A 26691-nucleotide genomic window follows, 5' to 3' on the forward strand; every position below is an offset into this window, starting at 1 on the left:
TAATGGTAAATTGCAGCCTATGAATTGTAAGATAAGCCATTTTATGCAGGATTTAAATTCCTTGAATATTGAAAAGCTTGAAAAATGGTTTACTGATGAAACTGTAATCTGGATTCCACCTTCAAAAGAAATATCTGGAAAGAATCGTATTTTAGCTTTGTTTAGGGCAATTTTCAGACGTTATGAAAAAATTGAATGGAATGTTGCAGAAATTTTTCATCTAGGAAACAATAAATATTTCTATCAAACTTCGTCAATTGGAAATCTTACAGGAAGGGAAACTCACAGCAATGAAATTTGCACTGTTGTACAATTTTCAGACTGTGGAAAAATCCTCTACCTCTCCGATTATTTTAAAGACACAAAAGTTTTTAATTAACAAAAGCCATCTCTCTCAAGATGGCTCTGCTTTTATATTTAATCCTCATTAATTACTCTCTGTTTTTCACTAATACCCAACCTGTATATTTAATTGGCGTACCTTTTTTATCATTTTCATTCCATGACACAGAATACCAGTAACTTCCGGTAGGAACTTTTTTATTCCCTGAAGTTCCGTCCCACTTATAATTATTGAATTTATCAGCCTGGAAAATTTTGTTCCCGTATCTGTCAAAAATATTAAATATTAAATTCTGTTTGTTTGCCAAAGCTGAATAATCAATAATATCGTTAATTCCATCGCCGTTTGGAGTAATTACATTGACAAGATTTGGAACTACAATTCCAATTTCAATAGGTTCACAGTCATAAGAATCTTTTATATAAATTTTATGATCACCTCTTTTAATGTTCGTAAACACGTTAGAATCCTGCCATAAAATTCCATCCATCGAATATTTATAAGGAGCCGTACCTGCATTTGCATTAATTGTAACTGTTGTATTAGAAATATCAACACTTGTAATTACAGGTTGTTCTGAAGGATACACTTTTACAGTTTGAAGAGCAATACAGTCACCTGTTTTCAGTTTCACCCAATAAGTTCCGACACCAACACCAGAAATAGTCTGAGTTGTTGCTCCGGTACTCCATTCATATCCGCTAAATCCTGCTCCGGCATCCAAAGTCGTTCTGTCTTCAATACAGATGGTTTTATCTTTTAAAACCGTAGAATAAACCAAAGGAATTACTTCCAACGTAATTTTAGCAATACCATAACATCCGTTTGCATTGATAACCCTTACATAAACAACACCATTTGGAGAAATATAATTTGTGAAAAGTGATATTTCATTTGTATCATTTGTTGCGTCTGTAAGCGACGGGTAATATTTTTTTGTAGTTCCTGGTTGTGACGTTACATTAGCTGTTGAAAGATTGAAAGATGCAGTTTTAAGATCCGGATCTATCGTACAGAATCTTAAAGTAGTATCATTAACCACAACTTCAGGATAAAAACTAAGCGTAATTACGGCAATATCTGAACAACCATCCCCAGTTTTTACCAAAGCATAAACCGTTCCTTCAGCAGATTCATGCTGATAAGGATTACTAATCAGTCCCGTTCCTGCATTCAAATTAGCCAAAGTTGGGAAATAAGTAGTTGTAACACTTAACGAACCAGAATAGACATTCGCTGTTGTTAAATTAAAAACTCCCTGTCCTTTTTTATTATTGTTACAGGCAAAAATAGTTACATCATTTGCCGTAATATTTCCTAATTTAAATTTAAAAGCACCAATTTGTCGGCATGAATTAAGAGCATTATTCGGATTTGTAGGATCTTCATAATGAATACTGTAGTAATAAGTAGTGGTTGTATTAACAATTATAGGTGCCGTAATCGGGCTTGCTCCCGAAAGCGCATTATTTTGTGTTGTATGATAAGAAATTGTAAAATTAGGATTTCCATTTAAAATTCCTGCAGTCAAAGTACTGAAATCAAACAAAGCAGGACTTGAGCAAATCAGAATCTCTCGAGGATCTGCAGGATTTGCAGCTGGAATTCCTGGAGGAACAAAAGGATTTGGCTGCAGCGCAGGATTTGTAAAAGGTGACGCTAAAGTTGCTGTTCCACCCCAAGTTAAAGAAAAAGGAGCCGTTGCTGTACTTCCTGCTCCAACCCAGTTATCGATATATAAATAATAAGTTTGTCCTGCAACCACATCCATATACATACAATATGGTGTGGAAGAACCTCCTATTGCATTTGTAATCGTACTTGTCATATTCATTCCCGTAGAAGCTCCTACTCCGATTACAGTTGCTGCATTACATCGGATTGGCGAACCTAAACTGCCACATGTAGCATTCGGTCCATAGATTGCCCAATCGTAATCTGCATCTGAACTTGTAGGAACCAAATCGAATGTAAGCGTTCCACTCGTTGCAATCGTAAGCTTGTACCAAATGGAATTGTGCTCTCCCGAAGTTAAGCAACCTCCCAAATTTTCATTGACCAAGCCAATTCCTGTAGGACTATAAGTAATACTCGAATTTCCGCAAACGGCTAAAGCTGTAGCGCAATCTGCCTGGGAATAAAAAGTCTGGGAAATACAAAAAAGAATAAAAAGTAGAGTTTTTTTCATGTCTAATTTGGTTTATAAGTTAATAGTACATCAAATATAACAATTTTAAATTAAAATCACCAAATATTGACAAAAACAAAATATTTATTAATAAAAAACTTATTTAATTAAATTATTTACATCAAATTAATAAAACTATTTAATGCTCGTCATATTACCACAAAGGTTTTCAAGATGAAAAATCTTATGAAAAGGGCTTTTTACCTCACTTAAATGTTCTCTATTTTGAATGAAAGTATATCTCGATGCAAGTGAGTTCATATCTGAAACAATAACCAGCCAACATTCATCGACTGAAGTATCATAGTAAGGGAATTTTTCGTTCTTTTTTTCGATTAATTCTAATATTTTTTCAGAGCACAATTCATCAAAAAGATTCATATTGTATTCATAAGTAATAAAAACATTTCTGCGATGGGAAGATTTCCTGAGAGATTTTACACATCCAAAAGGTTTTCCTTTTTTAATGCTTTTATAAATATTTAAAATAATTTCCTGTTGATTTTCTAAAGAATCAAATTTGATATTTGGATGGAATTCTAAAAAATAAACACCACGATATTTCGTAGTGTCTTCTTGTTCTAATAGTATTTCAGCCTGACGGAAAATCTTGTTTAAATTACTCTCCATCTTTTTCATTTCAAGATGATTGATTACTTCAGTCAATTCTATACCAATTTTTTTGTCGTTGAGTTTTGCGATGAAGTCAGGACTTTCGCAGGTAAGATTCTCAAAGGTAACTTCCGGAAAATGATGCATAAAAGAATTGAGCAATAAAATCTCTGCTTTTTTCTTGTATTTATCACGGTCATGAAGCTTAGACTCATCAATTTTTTGGTGATACTTTTCCATCGGCTTTTTTTTCAAATGCCGATTGAGATAATATAAGCTCAGATTTTTAATTAAATCTTCCTCAGAAAAAGCTTTTTTCATGTGTGGTTTTTTAAAGATTAATAATAACACATGGTTTTCACGATTATGCTGAAAGTTTTTGATTATCAAAAATTTACGTATTAAATATATGAAATTAAAGTATAGGTTTACTGAAAAATAAAAATTTAAACTTCATTTAATATTTAATTCTTCATTTGAATTTTTATCTTTGAATAAACTCTTATTTATGGATGCTACTCATGCTGAATGTAGAAACTGCCATCACAGTTTAAATGAAGGTGATAAATTCTGCTCAAAATGCGGACAAAACACAGATACTCACAAAATTAATTTACATTATGTTATTCATGAGTTAATTCACGGAATATTACACCTTGATGGCGGTATTATACATACTACCAAAGCTTTATTTACAAAGCCTGGAATTATGATCAGAGAATATTTAGAGGGTAAAAGGAAAAATCATTTCAGCCCTATTATTTATATTGTTATTTTATCTACTGTCATGGTTTTGATTACCCATTATGTATATCATGACAAATATGTAGAATTCTCATTGATAGGTGATAAAAAACCCACTGATATTCAAAAAAAGGTGATCGAAATGTTTGGACCTGCTTTTAATTGGGTTTCTAAACATTTTACTTTAATATATTTAATACAAATTCCAATAATGGCTTTTGCATTTTATATTCCATTTAAAAAAATGAGCAAGTACAATTATTTTGAATGGCTTTTAATAATTTCCTTTTGTGTAATTCAGTTAATGCTCATTACAATTACATTTCAACTATTGAATAGAATAATTCCTGGAATTCTTTTCTTATCAAATCTTTTTGTTTTTGCATCATTAACTTGGACAATATTACAATTGTTTTCTAAATTCGATTTAGCGAAAGTTATTATAAATTATATACTCAGTTTATTAATTCTTTTTTTTATATTATCAACAGTCGCGGTAGGGGGTTTGTTTAGCTTTTTGAGCTCAAATCCAATATAACAACCACAATAACTTATAACACACAACACAATGGATTTCAGAAATTTTCAAATGCCTTTCAGCATCAACCCAAAATACACTAAAAAAGTTGCCTATTTTTCAATGGAATTTGCCTTAGAGCAAGTTCTTAAAGTCTATTCTGGCGGACTTGGTTTTTTGGCAGGTTCTCACATGAGAAGTGCTTACAATCTTAATCAGGATCTTATCGGAATTGGAATTCTATGGAAATTCGGTTATTACGATCAGGCGAGAAACCACGACCAGACTTTACAGCCAACCTGGACAAAAAAAATGTACAGTTTCCTGGAAGATACAGGTTTAAAATTTCAGATAGAAATTCACAGCGCACCAGTTTGGGTAAAAGTGTGGTATCTTGATCCCGAAATTTTCAATACTGCACCCATGTTTTTCCTGTCAACTGATGTTCCGGAAAACGATCATATTTCAAAAACAATCTGTCATAGATTATACGACGCCAACGAATCTACAAAACTGGCTCAATATATTTTGCTTGGAAAGGGTGGTGCAAAACTTTTAGATGAAATGAATCTCGAAAGAGATGTTTATCATCTGAACGAAGCTCACGGACTTCCCGCTGCATTTCATTTATTGAAAAAATACAATGGAAATATCCACAAAGTAAAAGAGAAACTGGTTTTCACGACACACACTCCCGAAGAAGCCGGAAATGAAAAGCACAATCTGAAACTATGCTACGACATGTCTTATTTTTCAGGTTTAAGTATGGAAGAAGCTAAAAAAATCGAGGGATCAGATGGAGAATTATTCAACCATTCACTTTGTGCTTTGAAAATGGCAAGAATTGCGAATGGAGTTTCAAAACTTCACGGTGAAGTTTCCAGAGCTATGTGGAGCAAATATCCCGGAATTTGTGAAATTAAATCAATCACAAATGCTCAGGATTTTAAATATTGGGGCGACAAAGAATTATATATTTCTAAAGATGAAAACAATGACACTCTTTTCGACTATAGAAAGAAAATTTTAAAGAAAAGATTATTTAAAATTGTAGCCGATCAAACAGGAAATTTATTTGATCCGAATATTTTCACCATCGTTTGGGCGAGGAGATTTGCAGGATACAAGAGAGCAGATTTGCTTTTGCACGATAAAGAAAGATTCAGACAGTTATTAAACAATCCAAAATATCCGGTACAGATTATTTGGGCAGGAAAACCTTATCCGATGGATTATTCTTCGATTTCCATGTTCAATGTTTTGGTAGAAGAAAGCAAAAATCACAAAAACATGGCGGTTCTTACCGGTTATGAACTTTCGTTAAGTAAATCTTTAAAACAAGGTTCAGATTTATGGCTAAATAATCCAAGAGTTCCGAGAGAAGCTTCAGGAACCTCAGGAATGACTGCTGCAATGAACGGTTCAATAAATCTTTCAACTGACGACGGCTGGATTCCCGAGTTTGCAAAACACGGCGAAAACTCTTTTGTTGTTCCAAAGGCAGATTATTTAAATATGAGCATTTACGAACAGGATAATTATGATCTGAATAAATTATATGAAATCCTGGAAAACGAAATTCTTCCGACTTATTACGATCAGCCTGACAAATGGCGAAAAATTCAGCACAATTCTATGAAAGATGTGAAAGAAAATTTCAACAGCGACAGAATGGCAGATGAATATTACTCTATCATGTACAACAAATAAAAAAGTAAAAAACCGTGAAAATTGATTCACGGTTTTTTTATTTATAAAAAATGTAATTATGATTTAGCTGTGGAAACACCTATTTCATAAACATCTGCGTGTTTTAAATATTTAGAACGTTCTCTTGAAGTAACAGATTCTAAATGGTCATTTTTAATTACAATAATCGGATCTTCTGCATTCTCAATTTCAAAACTTGCAAAATATCTTTCTTCAGGCCCTGTTTTATCTTGATTAGCCTTAATTTTCTGAAGTTCATCTGCGTATTGTTTAAAACCGGGATCAGAAGAATGGATGAATTTATATTCCGGTCCTGCTTCCACAAAATAGTGAAGTTTTTTTTCAATCAAACCAGCTTCCGAAGTAATTTGGGGATTATCATTTCCATCTTTAAAAGCTACTTCTACTAAAGTTCCGTTATGTTCTTGTGTATATCTTTCAGCATCAGTAAAATTTGAAAAACCAGTGTAAACAATTTGATCTTCGAGTTCATACTTGTTCAGTTTCTTATCATGTGTATTCGTTTCCATAATTATTAATTTAATATGAAAGAATACATTCAATTTTTCTGCCAAATTATAATATTGAAATGCTTTTTAAATGAATTTGATAAAATTGTTATCTTTGAATTCCTTTATTTTAAAAAATGAAAAAACTCTTACTTACCCTTAGCGTTGTCGCAGCATTTTACAATGTAACCGCTCAGGAAATTACTTTAGATAAAATCTACTCAGGATATTACCGTGGAAAAGGCATTGCCGGAATCACATCTATGAAAAACGGTGAAAATTATTTGGTCATCGAACAAGGTGGAATTGCAAAATATTCTTATAAAACTTCTCAAAAAGAAGGAAATTTAGTCGATGGGAATTTCGAAAGCTATGAATTTTCTGATGACGAGTCTAAAATTCTTCTTTTAAAAGAGAGTCAGCCGATTTACAGGCATTCTTTTTTAGGGAATTATGATATTAAAGATTTAAAAACCGGAAAAACGACAAGTCTGAATGAAGGAAAAGCCGTTCAGGAACCAAGATTTTCTCCGGATGCAACTAAAATTTCTTTCATTGTTGATAATAATTTATTTTATCAGGATTTAAATTCAGGAAAAATCACTCAGATTACGCAACATGGTGTAAAAAATAAAGTATTAAACGGATTGGCTGATTGGGTGTATGAAGAAGAATTCGGTCACGCAAGATTGTATGAATGGACGAAAAATTCAGCAGATATTCTATTTGTAAAATTGGTTGAAACCGACGTTCCTGAAATCTACATTCCAATTTACGGAAAGTCGCTTTACCCAAGTGAAATGCGTTATAAATATCCAAAAGCAGGAGAAAAAAACTCTGTTGCATCAGCGCATATTTATCACTTAGCAGACGGTAAAAAAACGAAAGTTAATTTAGACAGTTTCAAAAATTATTACATTCCGAATGTCATTCAGACGTCAAATCCAGATGAAATCGTTTTAATTACTTCACAAAGAACTCAAAATGCTTCCGATGTTTTAAAAGTCGACACAAAAACGGGTCAGGCAACAAAATTATTTACCGAAAGCGATGATAAATGGATCGACACAGACAATGTGACTTTAGAGTTTCTGGAAGACAATTCTTTCCTTTGGGCTTCTGAAAGAGATGGGTTCCGTCATTTGTACTGGTTCGATAAAGATGGAAAATTGAAAAAGCAGGTTACAAAAGGTAATTGGGAAGTGACAGATTATTATGGTTACAACCCAAAATCTAAAGAAATATTTGTTCAGACTACAGAAAAAGGAAGTATCAATAAGATAGTTTCCAAAATCAATATCCAGAATGGGAAATCGCAGTTGATTTCAAATGCAGAAGGAAACAATGCCGCAAACTTCAGCAAGAATTACAATTATTTCATTGAAACATCTTCTACAGCAGCAAAACCTTACACTTTTGTATTGAAAGACGGAAACGGAAAGCAGTTGAAAGAACTTCAAAACAATGATGACCAACTTAAGAAATTACAATCTGATAATTTTTCAGTGAAAGAATTTATCACGATTCCGAATACAGCGGGAGATCAGATGAATGCGTGGATCATTAAGCCTAAAAATTTTGATCCGAATAAGAAATACCCTTTATTCATGTACCAGTATTCGGGTCCCGGCTCGCAACAGGTAACGAATTCGTGGGACAACGGAAATGCGCTTTGGTTTGAAATGTTGGCACAAAAAGGTTACATCATCGCTTGTGTTGACGGACGTGGAACAGGTTTTAAAGGAGCTAAATTTAAAAAAGTAACCTATAAAAATTTAGGAAAATACGAGATTGAAGATCAGATCACTGCTGCAAAATGGTTGGGAACTCAGAAATATATCGACAAAACAAGAATCGGAATTTTTGGATGGAGTTTCGGAGGTTACATGGCGAGTTTGGCAATGACCAAAGGTGCTGATGTTTTCAAAACAGGAATTGCTGTTGCACCGGTAACAAACTGGAGATACTATGATTCTGTTTACACCGAAAGATTTTTGTTGACTCCACAGGAAAATCCGGCAGGATATGATGAAAATTCACCTACAACTTATGCTAATTTGTTGAAAGGGAAATTCCTTTTAATCCACGGAACGGCTGATGACAATGTACATTTTCAAAATTCTATGGAATTTTCTGAAGCTTTAATTCAAAACAAAAAACAGTTTGAATTTATGGCATATCCTGATAAAAACCACGGCATTTATGGTGGACAGACAAGACCTCAACTGTACCAGAAAATGACGGATTTTATTTTGGAAAACCTTTAATAGGACTGGAAGATAGAAGTAAAAAAACACTCAAAATTTGAGTGTTTTTTTTAATATTGATGTGAACTTTTGTCATCGATAATGGCAACTAAGAAAATCACATGATTGACTTCCTGATAAATCAGAGAATTATTTTTATCTATTAAGCATTTTCTATAATTCAAGAGTGAAGATTTAGGACAAATTTGTTTATGAGTTTTTAATCTTGTTATTAATCGATCAAACTTAGTTTCAAAAATTTTGATTTCTTTAACAGTCCAATTCTCGAACAAATAATCTAAAACCCGAAAATAGTTTTGCAAAACCTCATCTGACCAAACAATTTCCATTATTTTGACTTTTCAAAGAGATATTGTTTGATTTTTTGTTTTGCTTCTTCATGAGAATATGTCTTCTCATTTTTAATATCATTAATTCCCTTCTCAATGGATTGTTTTTGAGAATCTGTTAGATTCTCCGCCCAATCTGTTTCAACAACTTTCGTTTCAGAATATTTTGACTTCAGAAAATCGATATAGTCGTTCACCTGCCCAAAAAATTCTTTCGGAAGTGACTCTAGATTTTTTTCTATTTGTTCAATTGTAACATCCATATCACTAAATTTTACTCAAAGTTAATAAAATTCAATTATTATATTAAATATTTTATATTTGTGAAATTGTAAAAATCTGATTCATGAAAACCAAACACCCAAAAGGCCTTCCCTATTTATTTTTCACAGAAATGTGGGAGCGTTTCGGCTATTACCTTATCCTGGGAATTTTCGTTCTGTATATGATTGACAGCGAAAAAGGCGGACTTGCTTTTGATGATAAAAATGCAGACGATATTTTCGGAACTTTTATCGCATTGACTTATCTTACTCCGTTTTTGGGTGGATTTTTAGCTGACAGAGTTTTAGGATACATCAAAGCCATTTATATTGGTGGTTTTTTAATGGGATTAGGTTATCTCGGAGTCGGTTTTTTCAAAGAACTCCCTCTTTTTTACGCTTCTTTAGCTTTAATAATTATTGGAAATGGTTTTTTCAAGCCAAGTATTTCTACATTATTAGGAAATTTATACAACGAAGAACCTTACAAAGCCAATAAAGATGCCGGTTACAATATTTTCTACATGGGAATCAATATCGGTGCATTTGTCTGTAATATTATCGCTGCTTTTATGCGTAACAAATACGGATGGGGACCTGCGTTTATGACTGCTGGAGTCGGAATGTTTGTCGGACTTTTGGTTTTCACCATTGGTAGACGACATATTCTTCAGGCAAATATTTTAAAACCTGCACAGGAAGGTGATACCAAAATTTCTGATGTTCTAATAAAAGTATTTTTACCTGCTGTAATTTTCGGATTAATTGGATGGTTTTTACCAAGCTATATTTTCGGAAGCAACATTTTCGGAAGTAACAGTACCGATGCATTTATTTTTGCTTGTATTCCTGTGATTTATTTCTACGTGATGCTCTATGTAAAAGCAAATGCAGAGGACAAAAAACCAATTGGAGCATTATTGGCAATTTTTGCCGTAAGTTTAATGTTTTGGGCAGTTTTCAAACAAAACGGAACAGCTTTAACACGCTGGGCAAATTATTATACTGAAAGAACGGTTCCTGCAGCTGTGGAAAAGCCTTTAGAAGCAATTTATTTAGTTGATAAAAAAGATTATCAGGATAAAGAAGTTTCGGTTTACGACGACCAATACCAAACGGTAAAAGATGCTTCTGGAAAACCACAAAAAGAACAAGGAAAAGATATTTATTTCAGAAATGTTTCTAAAGCAGATAAAGCAAAATTAGAAGCAAACCCTACCGAAAAAGTAAATCTTTACAACACCGAATTATTCCAATCAATCAATCCTGGTTGGGTAATTTTACTCACTCCAGTAGTGGTAGCATTCTTCATGATGCTTAGAAGAAAAGGAAAAGAACCAAGCACTCCTTCAAAAATCGTTTTAGGATTATTCATTTCAGCTTTATCCTGTTTAGTAATGGTGGGAGCTGTTTATGCCGGACAAAACGGATTGGTAAAAGTATCCGCATTATGGCTGGTTGCAGCTTACGGAGTGATTACAGTGGGTGAACTTTGTCTCTCTCCAATGGGATTATCATTGGTTTCAAAACTTTCTCCACCGAGATTGACCGCTTTAATGATGGGAGGATTTTTTCTTTCAACCTCTATCGGAAATAAACTTTCAGGAGTTTTAGCAAGTTTCTGGTATGATTATGACAACAAAGCAAATTTCTTCATTGTGAATTTCGGACTGTTACTTTTAGCGACACTCTTAGGTTTATCTATTTTAAAAAGATTAAATAAAATAATGAAAGAAAAAGGAGTTAACTAATTCTTCTATCATTCTACACAACCAAAGCTGCAGATTCTTCTGCAGCTTTTTTGTTTAAAATAAAATTAAAACCTTGTCAAAAACACAAAAAAAACTATATTTGTCAGTCTTAACAAAAATTTAACAACAAAATATGGATACAGTACAGAAGACAGGACATCCTAAAGGTTTGTACCTCTTGTTCTTCACCGAAATGTGGGAGCGTTTTTCTTATTATGGAATGCGTGCAATTTTGATCCTTTATCTTACTAAGAAATTAATTGAAGGAGGATTAGGAATGGATGAGCAGAATGCCACTCTATTATATGGCTATTTCACCGGGCTTGTTTATTTCACACCATTGATCGGAGGCTGGCTTGCTGATAAATTTTTAGGAAAACGTTTAGCCATTACTATTGGTGGTATTACGATGATGATTGGTCAGTTTGTTTTGTTCGGAATGAATAACACCACAGGCCTTTATATTGGTTTAGCTTTACTTATTCTTGGAAATGGTTTCTTTAAACCTAATATTTCAACCTTAGTAGGTGGTTTATATGCGGATGGTGATGACCGAAGAGATTCGGCGTTCTCTATTTTCTATATGGGAATCAACCTAGGAGCTTTATTAGCACCTTTCATTATAGGATATTTTACGGATAACCTTTTTGCAACAACCAATGCAGACGGTTCAGTAGCTTATGGTTACCGATACGGTTTTCTTGCCGCAGGGGTTGGAATGTTCTTAGGACAGGTTGTATTCAATGTTTTTGCTCAAAAATATTTAGGGAATTTAGGTTTAAAACCTGTTAAAACAACAGGAATTGAAGATAAAGCTGCAACTGAAGGGCAATCTATCAATCCGGTAACAGGACAGCCGTTAACAAAACCAGAAGAAGGACAGAGAATTACAGTAATCTTTATTTTATTCTTGTTTGCGGTATTCTTCTGGGCTGGTTTTGAACAGGCGGGATCATCTTTATCATTGTACACAGATAAATTTATTAATAGAACTATTTTCGGATTTGAAATCCCAACATCTTGGTTTCAGTCAGTTAACCCGATTTTCATTGTAACATTAGCGCCATTATTTGCGATATTCTGGAGTTCTAAATTAGGAAGAAAACTTTCCACTCCTGTGAAAATGGGTGTCGGTATGATTATCTTAGGATTAGGTTTCTGGTTTATGCTTGGAGCTGTTGCGGAGCGTAATGCAAACGGAGATATCGCTGATATTGCTAACAAAGCAGGAATTATGTGGTTGATTATGACTTATTTGCTTCACACTATTGGTGAGCTTTGTCTTTCACCTGTAGGACTATCTGTGGTTACTAAATTATCCCCACCAAAATTAGCATCAATCTTGATGGCAGTTTGGATGTTATCTTCATCAATCGCCAACTTTATCGGGGGATTCTTGGCTTCAATTGTAGAAACTTTAGGAGCTGGACAAGTTTTCACTTACATTTCAGGATTTGTAATCGTTTGTGGAGTGTTACTTTTACTTTTAAGCAAATTCATCAGCAGAATGATGCACGGTGTAAAATAAAAAGTATTTTCAAAATAATAATTAAACCTCTGATTTTTTCAGAGGTTTTTTTTACATTAGTAAATTATAATTTGATAATAATTTCAAAATATTACTTATTAAATTTATTATTACTTCAAACAACATAATATATCAATGAACCTAACTTTAGACGAAATCCAAAACTTCAAAGGAAAATATCCAAAACAAATCTGGTCACTCTTTTTTTCCGAAATGTGGGAACGCTTTTGCTTCTACGGAATGCGCGGAATGTTGGTTTTCTTTATGATTTCACAACTCAATTTTCATGAAAAAGAAGCTAATCTTCAATATGGCGCAACTCAGGCTTTCGTTTATGCTTTTACCTTTGTAGGCGGACTTTTTGCTGATAAAATTTTAGGTTTCAGGAAATCACTTTTTTGGGGTGGACTATTAATGATTGTAGGAAGTTTGATTTTAGCTACAGATCCGCACAAATTTTTCTTTTTAGGAATCGCTTTTACAGTTGTAGGAACAGGCTTTTTTAAGCCAAATATATCTTCCATGGTCGGTCAGCTTTATAAACCCAATGATTCTAGAGCAGACGCAGGATTTTCTCTTTTTTATGCGGGAATTAATTTGGGTGCACTACTCGGAGGATATTTATGTATAGCTATCGGTAAAGGCGAACTTTTCGGAAGTATTATTTCAGAAAGTATGAGATGGAATGTTGCTTTTGGTTTGGCCGCAATTGTAATGGTTATCAGTTTGATTAATTTCGTATTTACTCAAAGAAGTTTAGGAACAATCGGGCTTCAGCCAGGACATCCTGACAACGAAATAAAATCTGCACCAATCTCTAAATACAAAGAGTATGGAGTGTATATTTTATCATTAATATTTATTCCGATTATCATGACGATGGTTTCCGTTCCGGAATATACAGATTATTTCATGTTGACTGTCGGTCCATTAACGTTAATTTATTTATTTTATGAAATGTCTAAAGTAACACCAGCCGAGCGTAAAAAACTTTGGGCAGCTTTGGTTTTCATCTTATTTTCGATTCTGTTTTGGGGGATTTATGAGCAAAGTGGCGGTTCACTAAGTATTTTTGCCGCAAAAAATTTAAATAAAGATCTTCTAGGATTAGATCCAAATGGTGTAAATAATTCCGGAGGTGCATTTTTCATTATTTTCTTAGCGCCACTTCTTGGATTATTGTGGATTTGGATGAACAAAAGAAAAATAGAGCCCAATACCATCATTAAGTTCGGTTTAGGATTTATTTTCCTGGGATTAGGGTATTATGTACTTTTCGCAACGAGATTTTTCGCAGATTTACAAGGTATCACATCATTAAATTTCTTTACCATCGCTTTATTGGTTATCACTTTGGGAGAACTTTGCCTCTCTCCCATCGGATTATCTATTATGACCAAGCTTTCCACAAAAAACCTACAGGGAATGATGATGGGAATGTGGTTTCTTGCTTCAGCGTATGGGCAATATGTAGCTGGAATTATTGGTGCAGGTTTGGCAACAGCCAAAGAAGGCTCTACCAATTATGATGCATTAATTTCTTATACAGAAGGTTACAAACAATTAGCATTATATGCATTAATTGCCGGTGTGGTATTAATTTTGATATCTCCGTTCGTGAAAAAGTTAATGCAGGAAGTAAAATAATACTTCCTGATCATTTAATTCAAATATCAGTCATGAAAAAAATAATAAGCATTATTTGTCTTTTTTTTATCAGTTTAAATTTTGCACAGGTAAAATGGATGACGATTGAAGAAGCTTTAAATGCTCAAAAAAATCAGCCAAAAAAAATTCTGATTGACTTTTACGCAGATTGGTGCGGACCATGTAAAATCATGGATAAAAAAACGTTTGGTCACGCTGTGATTTCAGAATTTTTAAATGAGAATTATTATCCTGTAAAATTTGATACAGAAGATAAAAGAACGATTGAAATTTTCGGAAGAAAGTTTTCCAACGAAAATACCTCTCATAAAAAAGGAAGAAATTCACTTCACGAATTCACTCAATTTATGAATGTAAATGCGGTTCCTACTACAGTCTTCTTAGATGAAACAGGCCGTCCCATTACGATGTTGCAAGGTGAATTGTCGGCTAAAGAACTGGAGCCTTATTTGGTTTTTATCTCAAACGATTTGCACAAAAAATTTAAGTCTCGAGAAGAGTGGGAAGATTATCAGAAAAAATTTAAGTCTAAAATAAAAGAATAAAGACTTTATGTATGGCCATCAATTGAGGTATGAATTTCTAATTTCTCATTAGGTAGATAATAATTCTTGAATTCGTGGCAAAAACATTTTTATTTAATTTTAATCCACTTTCTATATTTAATTCAGCAAAAAAATCAGTCCAATCCGCATAATCTACGAGAGTAAATCCATATACGAATGCTTTCAAAATCGAAAGCTTTTTTTATTGCTTAAATTTCACGAAATTCGTGCTTCAAAAATTTATTTTTGACTTTAGAAACTCCCATAGAATTTGTAAAAGGAATCGGTTCCGAACGTTCCAAACTCATCAAAAATGTGTTGGGAATTTCTGTGGTTGAAGATTTTCTTAATTTTTACCCGATTCGATATTTAGATAAAAGTAAAATTCTCACAATCTCAACACTTCAGGAAACGAGCATTGAAGTTCAGTTGAAAGGAAAAATCACCTCCATCCAGGAAATTCAAAACGGAAAAACAAAAAGGCTTTCGGCAAAATTTAATGATCATACCGGAACGATGGATTTGGTTTGGTTTCAATATTCAAAATGGTTAAAAGAACAAATTCCGGTCAATCGGGAAGTTTTTATTTTCGGGAAAATTAATGTTTTTAACAACCAATTTTCGATGCCTCATCCTGAAATTGAATCTGAAGAAGATAAGGAAACCGAAACAAGGCTAAAACCTATCTATCCCAGTTCAGAAAAACTCAGCAAGAGAGGCTTAAACCAAAAGTTTTTTCAAAATGTTTTAAGAAATATCTGCAGAGAAATCCCGAATCTAATTCAGGAAAATTTCCCTGAATATATGATGAAACATTATCAATTTCTGTCGAGACAACAGACTTTTCTGAATATTCATTTCCCGAAAGACCTGCAACATTTTGAAAAAGCAGATAACAGATTGAGATTTGAAGAATCCTTCTTTTTTCAGCTAGGTTATGCCTTAAAAAAACTTCATCACAAAACGCAATCCATTGGAAATCCGTTCCCAATTGTAGGTGATTTTTTTACCGGATTTTACGAAAAACATCTTCCTTTTGAATTAACCAATGCTCAAAAAAGAGTCTTAAAGGAAATCAGAATTGATATGAAAAAGCCCATTCAAATGAACCGCCTTTTGCAGGGAGATGTTGGCTCGGGAAAAACAATGGTCGCTTTATTAACAATGCTGATTGCCTTAGATAATGGTTTTCAAAGCTGCTTGATGGCTCCAACGGAAATTCTCGCTCAACAACATTACAACGGCATTAAAGATTTACTAAAAGACACGGAAATTAAAGTCAGTCTTTTGACTGGTTCGGTGAAAGCTTCCGCAAGAAAAATCATTCATGAAGAACTTGAAAACGGTGAACTTTCAATTCTAATTGGAACGCACGCAGTTTTGGAAGATAAAGTGAAATTTAAAAACCTTGGATTAGCAATTATCGACGAACAACATCGGTTTGGTGTTGCTCAAAGAGCTAAACTTTGGGCTAAAAATAAAATTCCGCCACATATTTTGGTGATGACCGCAACTCCGATTCCACGAACTTTGGCGATGAGTTTTTATTCTGATCTTGATGTTTCGGTCATTGATGAAATGCCGGTTGGAAGAAAAGCGATTGTCACCGCGCATCGAAGAGAAAAAGACAGAGCGTATGTTTATCATTTCTGTCATGAAGAAATAAGAAAGGGCAGGCAAATTTATTTCGTTTATCCTTTGATTGAAGAATCTGAAACTTTAGATTATAAAAATTTAATGGAAGGTTTGGAGAGCGTGATGGATAATTTTTCAAATTACAACGTAACCATGCTTCACGGGAAAATGAAACCTGCTGAAAAAGATGCTGCGATGAATTATTTTGCATCCGGACAATCGCAAATTATGGTTGCAACAACCGTAATTGAAGTGGGCGTAAATGTTCCGAATGCTTCTGTAATGGTTATTGAAAGCTCTGAAAGATTTGGTTTGTCGCAACTTCATCAGTTGAGAGGACGCGTTGGAAGAGGCGCCGAACAGAGCTATTGTATTCTGATGACGTCGGATAAATTATCGGCAGACAGCCGAACGAGAATTAAAACAATGACCGAAACGAATGACGGTTTTAAAATTTCTGAAGTTGATATGCAGCTCCGTGGTCCCGGCGATATTTTAGGAACTCAGCAGAGCGGTGTTGTAGATTTTAAAAGACTTGATTTGGTAAACGATGCGCAAATTATTAAAACCACAAAAAGTTTAGTCGAGAAAATTCTTGAAACCGACCCACATTTATCACGAAATGAGCATCAGATTATTAAGAATTATTATCTACAGAATTATAAAGGGAAAAATAAGTGGAGTAAGATTTCGTAGAGTCCAAATTTACTTATGGTTGTAAACCTCATAAATTAAAGGAATTTTATTTGAAAATATCTGTCCTACAAAAATTGAATCCTTATTATTTTTATCTCTAATAGGTTGATAGTATTTTTCAACAATCTCTTTTGGAGTCTGCAGACTGATTTGAAAATAATATTCAGATTTATTTTTCAAATCTATAAATCTACTTTTATAACTTGGGAAATTTACTTTTGTCGAAAAATGTCTTTCCTCTCCCGGTTTTAACCTTATAATATTTTTACTAATTCGGAATGCGATTTCCAAATCTTCATCACTAAATAATTTAGAAAATGATTGTTCGAATCTTCTAAAATCTACATGAGTGTTATCTACATCAAATTTATTTTGTCCGTTATGAAATGCGTAATCACTTTTTAGCAACACATTATTTTCAAAAACATAATAATCTGGAAGCCCTAAAAATCTAGGTTCCACATAGTATTCCTCAGCTTCATTGAATTCTTCAGAATCTAAAATAATTAAGTAATTTTTATCCGAAACATTTTTAAGAGTATAAACGATATTATTGTTATCAAATATTGAAACTTTTTTAATCGTGCCATTAATTATTTTAAGCTCTAAATCATTTTGTGCAAAACAATTGCCAAATAAAAAAATTGTGATAATTAAAAACAGATATTTCATAAAAAAGTAATTTCTTTTTTAAAACGATTTCTCCATCAAATAATCATCCATCACATATCCATTTCCAATATCAAAAACGCCTTCATCATAAATTTTGTAGCCTTGAGATTCGTAGAATTTCTTCGCTGAATTGTATTTATTGACATTTAAAATAATTCGATTATCCCCGCTTTCTTTTACTTTTTCATTTAAAAATTCAAGCGTTTTTTTACCTAAACCTTTTCCTTTGCTTTCGGGAACAAGATAGATTCTATGCAATTTTGTCGTTTGGTTTTCATAATGATTTTCGTAGCCTAAAAAACCATCAAATACATTTGAAACTTCATCAAAAACAAGATAATAATGGTAATTTGGAGTTTTTAAATGTTCTGAAATTTCAATTTCAGAATACATCGTATTAAGCATATATTCCATCTGTTCTTTTGAAAGAATTTCTGCATAGGCATTTTCCCAAGATCTCTTAGCTAAGTCCTGAATTAAGGGAATATTTTGTTCTGTTGCTTTGATTAGTTTCATTATGATTTTATTTGTAATAATCTATAATATTACTAAAAAAGTGAAAAGCATAATACCTTTCACTTTATATTTATTAACTGTCAATTTATTATGAATGAAAAACTCACCATTCACTTGCAATGCAAAAGTGACAATTCACATTCTTAAATTTTCGCCATTTCAACTTTAATCTTTGCATAAAGTCTTTCTGAAGCAGGAACTAAAGGAAGTCTTAAATAGTTTTTAATCAATCCTTTTTCGGCTAAAACCACTTTAATTCCGCAAGGATTTCCTTCAGCAAAAATCAATCTTGTGATTTCTACCAATTTGTTGTGAATTTCATAAGCTTCATCCACTTTTTTATCAAAAGCCAGTTGAACCATTGTTGAAAACTCTTTCGGATAACCTTGTCCGATTACGGAAATCACTCCTGCCCCACCCGCTAAAGTTACAGGAAGTGTATATTCATCGTCACCGGAAACCAAGTTGAAACCTTCAGGCTTTTTTCTTAAAACATCAAAATACTGAAGAATATTTGGTGCTGCTTCTTTAATTAAAAATAAATTTGGAAATTCATTTGCCAAACGCAAAGTTGTTTCTGCCTCAACATTTTGTCCGGTTCTTGACGGAACGTTGTAAATAATAATATTTTTTCCGGTAGAAGCTAAAGTTTTGTAATGCTGATAAAGCCCTTCCTGATTAGGTTTATTATAGTAAGGAGAAACCGATAAAACAGCCGTAAAATCTGAAAGATCTGTTTCTTCAATCTGTTTTTTAACTTCAAGCGTATTATTTCCCCCGATTCCTAAAACCAATGGAAGACGTTTATTATTTACTTTAATGATGTGATCTACTACCTGTTTCTTTTCCTCAGTAGATAGCGTTGCAGCTTCTGCTGTAGTTCCCAAAACAACTAAATAATTGGTTCCGTTTTCGATATTGTACTCAACAAGTTTTGTTAAACTGTCAAAATCAACGGATAAATCTTCATTAAAGGGCGTAACCAATGCTACACCAACTCCTTTTAAAATGCTCATCTGTTAAAATTATTTTCTCCAAATTTAATAATTTAAGATAAGAATTTATAATAATTACTGATGTTTTATTATACATATAATTATATTTGCATATACTAAAAGATATTATGCAAAATAAATTCTTATTACTAGGAATTGCTTTGGTTTCGCTTACTGCCTGTAAAACGACTTCGTTACAGGTAGCTAACGTGGAGACTCAAAAAAATATTTCCATTAATAATGAGCTGAAAAATGACGAAGAATTTGCCAAATTTATCGAACCTTACACGTTGAAACTCAATAAAGAGATGAATCAGAAAATCTCTCATACTCAAGTAGATTTAACAAAAGAGGGCGACAACAGTAATTTGGGAAATCTTTTAGCCGACTTTACATTTGATGGAGCCGATGTTTGGGCGAAAGCTAATCTGAACAAAAATGTAGATGCCGCTCTTATTAATATCGGAGGAATCCGTACTACAATTGGGAAGGGAGATATTATGCTTAAAAATGTATTTGAAGTAATGCCTTTCGAGAATGAAGTGATTATTGTAAAGTTCAAAGGTTCAGATTTGCAGGGACTTTTTGATTATTATGCTAGTAATGAAACGAATAATCCTGTGTCTCATTTATACATTGAAACTCAAAATAAACAGGTTTCTAAAACTTTAATCAACGGAAAGCCGGTAAATCCTAATCAGGATTATTATGTGGCAACTTCCGATTATTTGGCTTTGGGAGGTGACAATATGAAATTTTTCAGCAGAGGAGAATCGATTCCTACGGGAATTAAACTAAGAGATTTGTTTATTGAATATTTTAAGAAAAATCAGCAAATCAATCCTAAAGAAGAAGTTCGTTTAAATTTTATCGGGAAATAATGAATAGAAAGAGTTTTTTAAAAACAATAGGTGGTGGAACTTTAGCAATGTCTTTAGCTCCTAATTTGATGATGGCAGAAGGTTTAGATTTAAATCCATTTAAAGATGCCAAAAAACTTACAATTCTTCATACGAACGATCAACACAGCCGAATTGAACCTTTCGATTCAAGTTACACCAAAAATCCGAATCAAGGTGGTTTTGCGAGAAGAGCTACTTTAATTCAGAAAATCAGAAGTGAAGAAAGCAATGTTTTATTGTTGGATTCCGGAGATATTTTTCAGGGAACCCCATATTTTAATTTTTTTGGAGGCGAATTGGAATTTAAACTGATGTCAATGATGAAATATGATGCTTCAACAATGGGAAACCACGATTTCGACAATGGTTTGGATGGATTTTTAAAAGTGTTACCAAATGCTAAATTTCCATTTATCTGTTCGAATTACGACTTTAAAAATACTATTCTAGACGGAAAAACTTCTCAATATAAAATTTTCAACAAAAACGGAATCAAAGTAGGAATTTTCGCAGTCGGAATTCAGCTTGAAGGTTTAGTTGGTAAAAAGCAATATGGTGAAACAATTTGGAACAATCCGATTGATGTTGCACAGCATTATTCCAACTTTCTGAAAAATGAAGAAAAATGCGACTTGGTTATTTGCCTTTCACACATTGGATATGCTTACAAAGGTGAGCCTGAAAAAATTAGTGATAAAATTTTAGCGGCTCAAACTGAAAATATTGATATAATTTTAGGCGGCCACACCCATACTTTTATGCCCGAACCTGAAACTTTTATTAACAGACAAGGTAAAAAAGTTTTGGTGAATCAAGTTGGTTGGGCCGGACTTCTTTTAGGCAGAATAGATTTCTTTTTTGATTCAAATAAAAATATAAAACAGATTTCCTGGAACAACCAGGCAATTGACAGCAGTATAATAGCATAATATGAAAAAAATCTCACTACTTTCTTTTGGTATTTTCGCAGCTTTACAATTTGTAAATGCACAAAATATTTCTTCAAAAAAATGGGCAGACTTGTTTTCTTACAACAATGTTTTGGCGATGAAAGAAGATAACGGAAAAATCGTTGCCGCCACAGAAAACGGGATTTTTTATTATACAATTTCCACAGGAGAAATCACCAAACTTTCAAAAGCAAATGGCCTTCACGATGTGAAAATTTCTGCTTTTGATTATAATCCACAAACGAAAATTGGTTTAGTGGGTTATCAAAACGGATCTTTGGATGTAATTACACCACAAGGTGTGGTTTATGTAGTGGATATTCCCATTGCAACCGGCTATAATGGAAGCAAAAAAATCAATCACATTTCTATAACAGGAGACAGAGCAGCTGTTTCCGTAGGTTATGGCGTTTCTATTTTTGATTTAAAAAAGAAAGAATTTGGTGATTCTGCATTTTTTATCACCGGAGGAGTTTTTCAAGCAAGTAATGAGGCAACAATCTTAGGAAATAAAGTTTTTTCTGTAACCAATACAGGACTAAAAACTCATGAATTGAATACCACTTTCCCTGTGTTTTCGACATGGACGACAGAAATGGCAGGAAATTTTATAGATATAGATTCTGAATCTACTTTGGCATTTTCATCTGCAAATACAGCTTATGTTTACAATAACGGAACCATAACTCCTATAACTCAAACTTTTGGAGGTATTAATGATGTTGTTGTCAATTCAAGTAATATTATTGTTACTGATGGCGCAAGAATTTACACTTATAATACAAACGGAAACCCTACAGGAACTGCTACAGTAGGAGAAGAATGCAATACTGCCACAACAATTGGTTCGAAAGTTTATGGTGGAACTGTACTTTCTGGAGTAAAAACTGAAGACAATATTATTTATAAACCTGATGGTCCGTATTTCAATTATGCTTATAAAATTAGATTATTTAATGAGAATCAACTTTTAGTTTCTACTGGAGCAAGAGCAAATGGTTATAATGAATCGCAAGCGAACCCAAAAAATCCGGGATTTTATTATTTCACAGGTACAGAATGGGTTTATCCTTCCATTTTTGTAGGCAGTACTACTCCCTTTAATGTCCTTGATGCTTTTCCAGATCCCGCAAATACTTCGGATGTCTTTTTTACTAATTATTTTACATCACCATGGGGAGGACACGGTATTTACAAAATGAAACACAATAGCACCTCCAAGAATTTTGATTTTGTAAAACGTTACGATTTAGGAGCGCCGGATGGATATAGTAAGAGACCTGTTGGTTTTACTTCGGATGATCAAAATAATCTTTTTGCAACAATTGCTTATTCTGGTTCGTCTGCGGCTTTAGCATTTTATGACAGAACTACAGACAGTTTTTTATTGAAAGATCTTAATACAAGTGCAGGAGTACAATTTCCAGTATTTAGCAATGATTTACTGTGGATTCCTATACCCAGAACAACTAATTTTTTAGTTTATGACACTAAAAAAACAGCAAGTCTTTCTGATGACACCCAATATTTACTAGATCAATCGAATGGTCTTCCAGATGCCTCAATTTCTTTTTCTATGGATAAATCTGGTGACGCTTGGATTGGCGCTCAAAACGGATTAAGGATTCTTCCAAATGCTGCGAGTGAAGTAAAAAATGATCCACAGTTAGAACCTATTGTTATAGAACAAGGTAATCTGGCTGAAGAGCTTTTCAGAGATTCTGTCATTTTACAGATTGAAGTTGATGGTGGAAATCAAAAATGGGTATCTGTAGAAGATGGTGGCGTTTATTATCTATCAGCTTCGGGAGAACAAACCATAATGCATTTCACAAAAGACAATTCTCCTCTTCCGACCAATACCGTAACAGATATTAAAGTAGATAAGAAAACAGGAAAAGTTTATTTTGTAACTTTTGATGGTATTGTAACCTACCAAGGAAATGTGGCAGATGTAACTTCAAATTTCGGGAACGTTTTGGTATATCCGAATCCTGTCGTTTATTCTCAGTTTAAAGGAAATGTAACGATTAAAGGTTTAGCTGAAAAAACAAATATCAGAATTACCGATGCAGCAGGTAATCTTGTGCATTCTGCGATTGCAAGAACCGGATATTACGAATGGAATCTTAATAACCAAAAAGGAAAAAGAGTTGCTTCCGGAATTTATTTTGTTTTAATGACCAATGAAGACGGCTCAGATAAAGCTACAGCAAAAATAGCGGTAGTGAATTAATGACTTCTCAAAAAGGATTTTTACTCTCATTTATAAAATATGGCGAAAACGATGCAGTTCTTCATTGTTTTACCGAAGAAGATGGTTTTCAAACGTATTTTTTGAAAGGAATTTACAGCAAAAAAAACAAGAAAAAAGCTTTTTTACTTCCACTGAATAAACTCAATTTTTCTGTTAACTCAGGAAGAAGTACCGGAATTCAAACTGTTTCAAAATTTGAAATGGTGGAAATAAATGATGTCTACACAGATATTAAAGCCAATACGGTGATATTTTTTATTGCAGATTTTCTGAATCAGGTTTTGAGACATGAAAATAAAAATCCGGCAATATTTAATGCGATCGATGAATTTATTCACCAATTGAGCTTGGAAAATTATCGCTCACATCTTATTTTTTTAATTAAAATTTTAAAAATCCAGGGCGTTGCACCACTTTTAGGAGACGGAAATTATCTTGATCCAGAAACCGGAACTTTTTCAAATCTTGGAACTCATCATTTCTTCGACAGCGAAAATTCCATGCTTTGGAAAATGATTTTATCTTCTTCAAATCCTTATGAAATTAAAATTCCACAGGTTTTAAGGAAGAATTTTCTGGATAGTTTGCTGGTTTATTATCATTATCACATTACGGATTTCAAAACGCCCAATTCACTTGAAATTATTCAGCAGATTTTTGAATAGATTATCCACCGTTTGAAAAACTTTCAAGACTAGTCATTCCACCATCGATGAAAATACTGGTTCCTGAAATATAATCAGCCAAATCACTCGCCAAGAAAGCCGCCAGATTTCCAACATCTTCAGGTTGACCGATTCTGTTATACGGAATCAATTTCATCAAGTCATTCATCGCTTCAGGAGTTTCCCACGCATCTTTATTAATTGGGGTTTGAATTGCTCCCGGACAAATTGAATTGACTCTAATCTTATCTGCACCGTGTTCCTGAGCTAAAGTCTGCATCAACATTTTTATTGCACCTTTACTTGCAGCATAATTCGCATGACCTGCCCAAGGAATAATTTCGTGAACTGAACTGATATGAATTATTTTTCCGCAGGCAACGGAACGGGTTTTATCAATTCCGCGGCGTAGAAATTCTTTAATAGCCTCTCTTGAGCATAAAAACTGTCCACGAAGATTTACTCCCATCACAGCATCCCATTCTTCAACTGTCATATCGATGAATTTTGCATCTTTCTGAATTCCTGCATTATTAATTAAGATATCAACCGTTCCGTAAGTAGAAATTACGTCTGCAAACATTTTCACAACTTCATTTTCTCTGGAAACATCGCATCGGTAAACCATTCCGTTTCCACCGTTTTCCTGAATTTCGTCTAAAACTTTTTGGGCTTCATCTTTAGATTTTTCAGATGAATGATTGATAACGACCGTTGCTCCGGCTGAAGCGATTGATTTTGCAATTCCGGTTCCGATTCCGCTTGATGCACCGGTAATAATGGCGACTTGATTTCTTAATGAAACTTCCATATTTTGATTTTATGATGTTTAAAATCAATTGAAAGTATCACGCCAAACTTATTGTTTAATTTTAATTTAATCTAAAATTTTTGACATCACAAACTGCGGTCCACTTCTACCGTCTATTTTTTTGCCATTATAAACGTATCCTTGTTTTAAGTAAATTTGAAAAGCTAAATCATTTCTTTCATTGACGGATAAAACAATTTCATTACAATCTTTATCATGCTGCTTAACAAAATCGTCCATCGCAATCATGGCAGATTTTCCGATTCCTTTTCCCTGAAAATCAGGATTTATTGATAACGAACGAAGCAGAACAGCATCAGAATTATCCGTCATTTGAAGTTTGTCATCACCAAAATCTAAAACACAAAATCCTGCTACCTTTTCATTATAAAAAATTGTAATCGGATAAGCAAAAAAGTCGTCGTTCTGATTTCTTGCTTCAATTTTTTCCAAAGCCTGTTTTGGCAACGAAGAATATTGCGCCTGAATTTCATCTAAGTTATAATTTAATTCAGATAAATCTTTTGGTTCAAAAAATTGTAATTTCACCATAACTTAATGATGATAAATATCGTCGTACATCACTCCTGCCCTGATTTCCACAGGAAGTTTATTTTCTTCGGGAACAATCGGGCAATTGTAATCATAGGCATTATACGCACAGAAAGGCTGATAAGACTGATTAAAATCTAAAACAATCGAATTGCCTTTCGGAATTTTTAAATCCATATATTTCCCGCCGCCGTAAGTTTCTTTTTGATTGGTTTCGTCGCGGAAAGGAAGAAAAAGATGATCTTTATATTTCTCCATTTTCATTAAATCTAAACTTTGATAAATAGTCAAAGTATAAGATTTTCCGTCTAATGAAAAAGTAGCTTTACCAAATTCCTGATATAATTTTGACTTTCCTGAAGAAGTTGGCAAATCAAAAGGTTGAGGGTTATCATTTTTAACAAATTTCGCAGTTACACGATATTTCAAATCGATTGGAAAGAACGGATGTTGCTTGAAATTTGTATAATTATCTCCACGTAAAGGTGTTTCTTTTTTATCGAGATATTCTTTATTTAAATCTGTCTGAAATTTTTTAATCTCTATAATTTCTTTTGAATTACCTGTTTTTTTCTTTTGAGAAAACATTAACAACGGAAAAACAGCCAAAAGAATCAATATAATTTTCTTCATTTTAGTTTAAATTAAATTTACTCTGAAATCTTAATTCTATAAATATCTGATGAATTTCTTTTGATTGATTTCACAAAAAATCCGCCTTCTTCGGGAATTTCTTCTTTAAAATCAAAACTTTTACAATCTTTCGGCAAACCTGAAAAAACCAAGGTAAACCAAAAATCTTTCATAAACGGAACGGGAGTCCAGTTTGGAAAAATACTGATATTTTCAGCGTGAATCAATTTACTTTTATGAGAAGAATTCTGATCAATAAGAACGGTTGAATTCCAAATTCTGATTAAATTACCTAAAAACGGTGACGCTGGAAAACAACAATGCACAATTACCTGTTTCTCTTCTTCAATTTTTGTCTGAAGAGATTCTAAGATTTCCTGTGCAATAATAGGTTTTGTAAGTACGTCCATCTTTTTATGAGTAATATAGTAAT

General features: G+C 33.2%; 25 protein-coding genes. 13 read left to right on the forward strand and 12 right to left on the reverse strand.

The window, feature by feature from the left end:
• Window positions 1-19: 19 nt before the first annotated feature.
• Entirely contained in the window at window positions 20-379 is a 360-nt protein-coding gene (locus OEA66_RS05185; protein WP_267280383.1) for a nuclear transport factor 2 family protein, read from the forward strand.
• Window positions 380-431: 52 nt separating this feature from the next.
• On the opposite strand, the gene OEA66_RS05190 is transcribed toward OEA66_RS05185, so the two are convergent.
• Both OEA66_RS05190 and OEA66_RS05195 read right to left on the reverse strand, forming a co-directional pair.
• On the reverse strand, window positions 432-2531 hold the full coding sequence (locus OEA66_RS05190) for an FIDD domain-containing protein (protein WP_267280384.1): 2100 nt from the start codon (window positions 2529-2531) through the stop codon (window positions 432-434).
• Window positions 2532-2666: 135 nt separating this feature from the next.
• On the reverse strand, window positions 2667-3464 hold the full coding sequence (locus tag OEA66_RS05195; protein ID WP_267280385.1) for a hypothetical protein: 798 nt from the start codon (window positions 3462-3464) through the stop codon (window positions 2667-2669).
• Window positions 3465-3651: 187 nt separating this feature from the next.
• On the opposite strand from OEA66_RS05195, the gene OEA66_RS05200 reads away from it, so the two are divergent.
• Window positions 3652-4425, forward strand: coding sequence for a DUF3667 domain-containing protein (locus tag OEA66_RS05200; protein ID WP_267280386.1), 774 nt, complete (start codon window positions 3652-3654; stop codon window positions 4423-4425).
• Window positions 4426-4455: 30 nt separating this feature from the next.
• On the forward strand, window positions 4456-6114 hold the full coding sequence (gene glgP, locus OEA66_RS05205; protein WP_267280387.1) for an alpha-glucan family phosphorylase: 1659 nt from the start codon (window positions 4456-4458) through the stop codon (window positions 6112-6114).
• 56 nt (window positions 6115-6170) lie between these two features.
• On the opposite strand, the gene OEA66_RS05210 is transcribed toward glgP, so the two are convergent.
• Complete coding sequence (locus OEA66_RS05210) at window positions 6171-6644, reverse strand: hypothetical protein (RefSeq protein ID WP_267280388.1); 474 nt, start codon at window positions 6642-6644, stop codon at window positions 6171-6173.
• A 116-nt stretch (window positions 6645-6760) separates the two neighbouring features.
• Here OEA66_RS05210 and OEA66_RS05215 point away from each other — a divergent pair, with 116 nt between their 5' ends.
• Window positions 6761-8890, forward strand: a complete 2130-nt coding sequence (locus tag OEA66_RS05215) for a S9 family peptidase (protein WP_267280389.1) — start codon at window positions 6761-6763, stop codon at window positions 8888-8890.
• Window positions 8891-8940: 50 nt separating this feature from the next.
• Here the strand turns inward: OEA66_RS05215 and OEA66_RS05220 are convergent, their stop codons facing one another.
• Both OEA66_RS05220 and OEA66_RS05225 read right to left on the reverse strand, forming a co-directional pair.
• A complete protein-coding gene (locus tag OEA66_RS05220) occupies window positions 8941-9219 on the reverse strand; it encodes a type II toxin-antitoxin system RelE/ParE family toxin (RefSeq protein ID WP_267280390.1) in 279 nt (92 codons plus the stop codon).
• On the reverse strand, window positions 9219-9482 hold the full coding sequence (locus OEA66_RS05225; protein WP_267280391.1) for a hypothetical protein: 264 nt from the start codon (window positions 9480-9482) through the stop codon (window positions 9219-9221). Before OEA66_RS05225 ends, OEA66_RS05220 begins: the two co-directional genes overlap by 1 nt.
• A gap of 83 nt (window positions 9483-9565) precedes the next feature.
• Between OEA66_RS05225 and OEA66_RS05230 the strand changes: the two genes are divergently transcribed.
• The 5 genes from OEA66_RS05230 to recG all read left to right on the forward strand — a co-directional run bounded on the left by OEA66_RS05230 (window position 9566) and on the right by recG (window position 17305).
• The gene (locus tag OEA66_RS05230; RefSeq protein ID WP_267280392.1) at window positions 9566-11233 is read left to right on the forward strand and encodes a peptide MFS transporter; all 1668 of its coding nucleotides are present in this window, start codon (window positions 9566-9568) and stop codon (window positions 11231-11233) included.
• Between the two features lie 133 nt (window positions 11234-11366).
• Entirely contained in the window at window positions 11367-12761 is a 1395-nt protein-coding gene (locus tag OEA66_RS05235; protein WP_267280393.1) for a peptide MFS transporter, read from the forward strand.
• 135 nt (window positions 12762-12896) lie between these two features.
• Window positions 12897-14408 (forward strand): peptide MFS transporter, encoded by a 1512-nt coding sequence (locus tag OEA66_RS05240; RefSeq protein ID WP_267280394.1) that lies wholly within the window; start codon window positions 12897-12899, stop codon window positions 14406-14408.
• Between the two features lie 32 nt (window positions 14409-14440).
• A complete protein-coding gene (locus tag OEA66_RS05245) occupies window positions 14441-14974 on the forward strand; it encodes a thioredoxin family protein (RefSeq protein ID WP_267280395.1) in 534 nt (177 codons plus the stop codon).
• 246 nt (window positions 14975-15220) lie between these two features.
• A complete protein-coding gene (gene recG / locus OEA66_RS05250; RefSeq protein WP_267280396.1) occupies window positions 15221-17305 on the forward strand; it encodes an ATP-dependent DNA helicase RecG in 2085 nt (694 codons plus the stop codon).
• Between the two features lie 9 nt (window positions 17306-17314).
• Here the strand turns inward: recG and OEA66_RS05255 are convergent, their stop codons facing one another.
• From OEA66_RS05255 to dapA, 3 genes are all read right to left on the reverse strand, one after another.
• Window positions 17315-17977, reverse strand: coding sequence for a hypothetical protein (locus OEA66_RS05255; protein WP_267280397.1), 663 nt, complete (start codon window positions 17975-17977; stop codon window positions 17315-17317).
• Window positions 17978-17995: 18 nt separating this feature from the next.
• On the reverse strand, window positions 17996-18493 hold the full coding sequence (locus tag OEA66_RS05260; protein WP_267280398.1) for a GNAT family N-acetyltransferase: 498 nt from the start codon (window positions 18491-18493) through the stop codon (window positions 17996-17998).
• 143 nt (window positions 18494-18636) lie between these two features.
• A complete protein-coding gene (gene dapA / locus OEA66_RS05265) occupies window positions 18637-19509 on the reverse strand; it encodes a 4-hydroxy-tetrahydrodipicolinate synthase (RefSeq protein WP_267280399.1) in 873 nt (290 codons plus the stop codon).
• A 107-nt stretch (window positions 19510-19616) separates the two neighbouring features.
• Between dapA and OEA66_RS05270 the strand changes: the two genes are divergently transcribed.
• The 4 genes from OEA66_RS05270 to recO are packed head-to-tail and all read left to right on the forward strand — an operon-like array spanning window position 19617 to window position 24262.
• Window positions 19617-20369, forward strand: a complete 753-nt coding sequence (locus OEA66_RS05270) for a 5'-nucleotidase C-terminal domain-containing protein (RefSeq protein ID WP_267280400.1) — start codon at window positions 19617-19619, stop codon at window positions 20367-20369.
• A complete protein-coding gene (locus OEA66_RS05275; protein WP_267280401.1) occupies window positions 20369-21319 on the forward strand; it encodes a bifunctional metallophosphatase/5'-nucleotidase in 951 nt (316 codons plus the stop codon). The genes OEA66_RS05270 and OEA66_RS05275 overlap by 1 nt, the downstream gene beginning before the upstream one ends.
• A gap of 1 nt (window position 21320) precedes the next feature.
• Window positions 21321-23576: a type IX secretion system anionic LPS delivery protein PorZ gene (gene porZ, locus OEA66_RS05280; protein ID WP_267280402.1), complete on the forward strand. Its 2256-nt coding sequence runs from the start codon at window positions 21321-21323 to the stop codon at window positions 23574-23576.
• Window positions 23576-24262, forward strand: a complete 687-nt coding sequence (recO, locus tag OEA66_RS05285) for a DNA repair protein RecO (RefSeq protein WP_267280403.1) — start codon at window positions 23576-23578, stop codon at window positions 24260-24262. The genes porZ and recO overlap by 1 nt, the downstream gene beginning before the upstream one ends.
• A 1-nt stretch (window position 24263) precedes the next feature.
• Here recO and OEA66_RS05290 read toward each other — a convergent pair whose 3' ends face one another.
• The 4 genes from OEA66_RS05290 to OEA66_RS05305 form a co-directional block, all read right to left on the reverse strand.
• Window positions 24264-25073: a glucose 1-dehydrogenase gene (locus OEA66_RS05290; protein ID WP_267280404.1), complete on the reverse strand. Its 810-nt coding sequence runs from the start codon at window positions 25071-25073 to the stop codon at window positions 24264-24266.
• A gap of 66 nt (window positions 25074-25139) precedes the next feature.
• Window positions 25140-25625: a GNAT family N-acetyltransferase gene (locus OEA66_RS05295; protein ID WP_267280405.1), complete on the reverse strand. Its 486-nt coding sequence runs from the start codon at window positions 25623-25625 to the stop codon at window positions 25140-25142.
• A gap of 3 nt (window positions 25626-25628) precedes the next feature.
• Window positions 25629-26258, reverse strand: coding sequence for a DUF1684 domain-containing protein (locus OEA66_RS05300; protein ID WP_267280406.1), 630 nt, complete (start codon window positions 26256-26258; stop codon window positions 25629-25631).
• A 17-nt stretch (window positions 26259-26275) separates the two neighbouring features.
• Entirely contained in the window at window positions 26276-26668 is a 393-nt protein-coding gene (locus OEA66_RS05305) for a hypothetical protein (protein WP_267280407.1), read from the reverse strand.
• Window positions 26669-26691: the final 23 nt, after the last annotated feature.

The sequence above is a fragment of the Chryseobacterium luquanense genome (assembly GCF_026460945.1).
Taxonomy (GTDB): Bacteria; Bacteroidota; Bacteroidia; order Flavobacteriales; family Weeksellaceae; genus Chryseobacterium; species Chryseobacterium luquanense.